This window comes from Marmoricola sp. RAF53 (genome assembly GCF_052114005.1).
Taxonomy (GTDB): domain Bacteria; phylum Actinomycetota; class Actinomycetes; order Propionibacteriales; family Nocardioidaceae; genus Marmoricola.
The window spans coordinates 1-2,925 of record NZ_JBFRDX010000048.1; the positions used below are offsets into that span (position 1 = coordinate 1).

A 2,925-nucleotide genomic window follows, 5' to 3' on the forward strand; every position below is an offset into this window, starting at 1 on the left:
GCGACGAGCGTCACCGCCGTCCAGCTGCAGAAGCTCGGCTACGACGTGGTCGTCGAGTCGGGGGCCGGCGTGTTCGCGGCTCAGCCCGACGAGGCCTACGTCGCTGCCGGTGTCACGGTCGGTTCGGCCGAGGACGTCTGGGCCAGCGAGATCGTCGTGAAGGTGAACGCCCCGACGGCCGAGGAGATCGCCCAGCTCCGCCCGGGTGCGGTGATCGCGTCGTTGATGGCGCCGGGYCGCAGCCCTGAGCTGGTCGACCAGCTGGTGGGGGCCGGGGTGATCGGGCTGGCGATGGACGCGGTGCCGCGGATCTCGCGGGCGCAGTCGATGGACGTGCTGTCCTCGATGGCGAACGTGGCCGGCTACCGCGCGGTGATCGAGGGTGCGCAYGCGTTCGGTCGCCAGTTCACCGGTCAGGTRACCGCGGCGGGCAAGGTCCCGCCGGCGAAGGTYTTCGTGGTCGGGGCCGGTGTCGCCGGYYTGGCGGCGCTGGGTGCGGCCGGCAGCATGGGCGCGATCGYGCGTGCGTTCGACGTCCGTCCCGAGGTGGCCGAGCAGGTCGAGTCGATGGGTGCGGAGTTCGTCACGGTCAATGACCCGGCCATGGAGGCCGCTGCTTCGTCGGACGGYTACGCCAAGGAGATGACCGAGGCGCAGGTCGCGGCCACCGCGGTGATGTACGACGAGGAGGCGCGTGCGGCCGACATCGTGATCACCACCGCGCTGATCCCGGGCCGCCCGGCGCCGAAGCTGATCACCGCCGAGACGATCGCGAACATGCGCACCGGCAGTGTGATCGTCGACATGGCCGCGGCCAACGGCGGCAACACCGAGCTGACCCGTACCGATGAGGTCGTCGTGACCGAGAACGGCGTCACGATCATCGGCTACACCGACCTGGCCGGCCGGCTGGCCGCGCAGACCTCSCAGCTCTACGGCACCAACATCGTCAACCTGCTCAAGCTGATGACCCCGGCGAAGGACGGCGTGATCACGCTGGACCTCGAGGACGTCATCGTCCGCGGCATCACGGTGGCCAAGCACGGTGAGTCGATGTGGCCGCCGCCGGCGGTGCAGGTCTCGGCCGCGCCGGTGGCTCCGGCTGCCGCCGCTGCCGCGGTCGCGCCGCCGAAGGCCCCGATGGCGGCGGGGGCGAAGATCGCCCTGGTGCTGGCCGCGATCGGCCTGTTCGGGCTGGTCAACGCGACCGCCCCGGACCCGATCCCGGCGCACTTCACCACGCTGATGCTCTCGATCGTGATCGGCTACTACGTCATCGGCAAGGTGGCGCACGCGCTGCACACGCCGCTGATGTCGGTGACCAACGCGATCTCCGGTGTCGTGGTCGTCGGCGCGCTGATCCAGGTCGCCAGCACCGACCGGACCGTCCAGGTGCTCGCGACGATCGCGATCCTGCTGGCCTCGATCAACATCTTCGGTGGCTTCGCGGTCACCCGTCGCATGCTCAGCATGTTCAGCAAGGAGGCCTGAGCCAGTCATGGGTATCGACGTCTTTTCCCTGACCACCGCGGCGTACATCGTCGCCTCGCTGCTCTTCATCCTGTCCCTGGCCGGGCTSTCGCGGCACGAGTCGGCGAAGAACGGCCTGACCTACGGCATGGTCGGCATGGCGGTCGCGCTGGTCGCGACCGTGCTGCTGGTCATCGACCGCACCCACGCCGAGAACGCGGTCGCGATCCCGCTGATGATCGGCGCCATCGTCATCGGCGCCGCGATCGGGCTGTGGCGGGCGAAGATCGTGGAGATGACCGGCATGCCCGAGCTCATCGCGCTGCTGCACTCCTTCGTCGGTCTGGCCGCGGTCCTGATCGGCTGGAACGGCCACCTGGAGGGCGCGCAGCTGGCTCTGGGAACCAACCCGGAGGACGTCGCGACGCTGCTGAACATCCACGACGCCGAGGTCGCGATCGGCATCTTCATCGGCGCGGTCACCTTCACCGGCTCGATCGTGGCGAACCTCAAGCTCTCGGCSCGGATGAAGTCCGAGCCGCTGATGCTGCCGGGCAAGAACTTCATCAACATCGGCGCGCTGGTCGCGTTCGTGTTCCTCACCGCCGGCTACATGGGCGCCGAGGAGGGCAGCACCGCCCAGGACGCCCTCCTGCTGGTGCTGACCGTGCTCGCGCTCGGGCTCGGCTGGCACCTGGTCGCCTCCATCGGCGGCGGTGACATGCCGGTCGTGGTCTCGATGCTCAACAGCTACTCGGGCTGGGCCGCGGCCGCCTCGGGCTTCCTGCTCAACAACGACCTGCTCATCGTCACCGGTGCGCTGGTCGGCTCCTCGGGTGCCTACCTGTCCTACATCATGTGCAAGGCGATGAACCGGTCGTTCATCTCCGTCATCGCCGGCGGCTTCGGCATCGAGGCTCCCTCCGGTGACGCCAAGGACTACGGCGAGCACCGCGAGATCCAGGCCGAGGCCGCGGCCGAGCTGCTGGCCGGAGCCTCCTCGGTGGTGATCACCCCGGGCTACGGGATGGCGGTGGCCCAGGCGCAGTACCCGGTCGCCGAGCTCACCGCGCACCTGCGCAAGCGTGGCGTCGAGGTCCGCTTCGGCATCCACCCGGTCGCCGGCCGCCTGCCCGGGCACATGAACGTGCTCCTGGCCGAGGCCAAGGTCCCCTACGACATCGTGCTGGAGATGGACGAGATCAACGAGGACTTCGGCTCCACCGACGTCGTCCTGGTCATCGGCGCCAACGACACCGTCAACCCCGCCGCCCTGGACGAGCCGAACAGCCCGATCGCGGGCATGCCCGTCCTGGAGGTCTGGAACGCACGTGACGTCATCGTCTTCAAGCGCTCGATGGCCCCCGGCTACGCCGGCGTGCAGAACCCGCTGTTCTTCAAGGAGAACTCGCACATGCTGTTCGGCGACGCCAAGGACCGCGTCGAGGACATCGT

The 2,925-nt window shown here is 69.1% G+C and carries 2 protein-coding genes; both read left to right on the forward strand.

Annotated features, from left to right (window positions below):
- Positions 1 to 1,491, forward strand: a 1,491-nt coding sequence (locus AB4Y76_RS21240; protein WP_441928973.1) for a Re/Si-specific NAD(P)(+) transhydrogenase subunit alpha, incomplete at its 5' end; no start/stop codon positions are given.
- Positions 1,492 to 1,498: 7 nt separating this feature from the next.
- Positions 1,499 to 2,925: Re/Si-specific NAD(P)(+) transhydrogenase subunit beta (gene pntB / locus AB4Y76_RS21245; protein WP_441928975.1), on the forward strand; the 1,427-nt coding region annotated here is incomplete at its 3' end.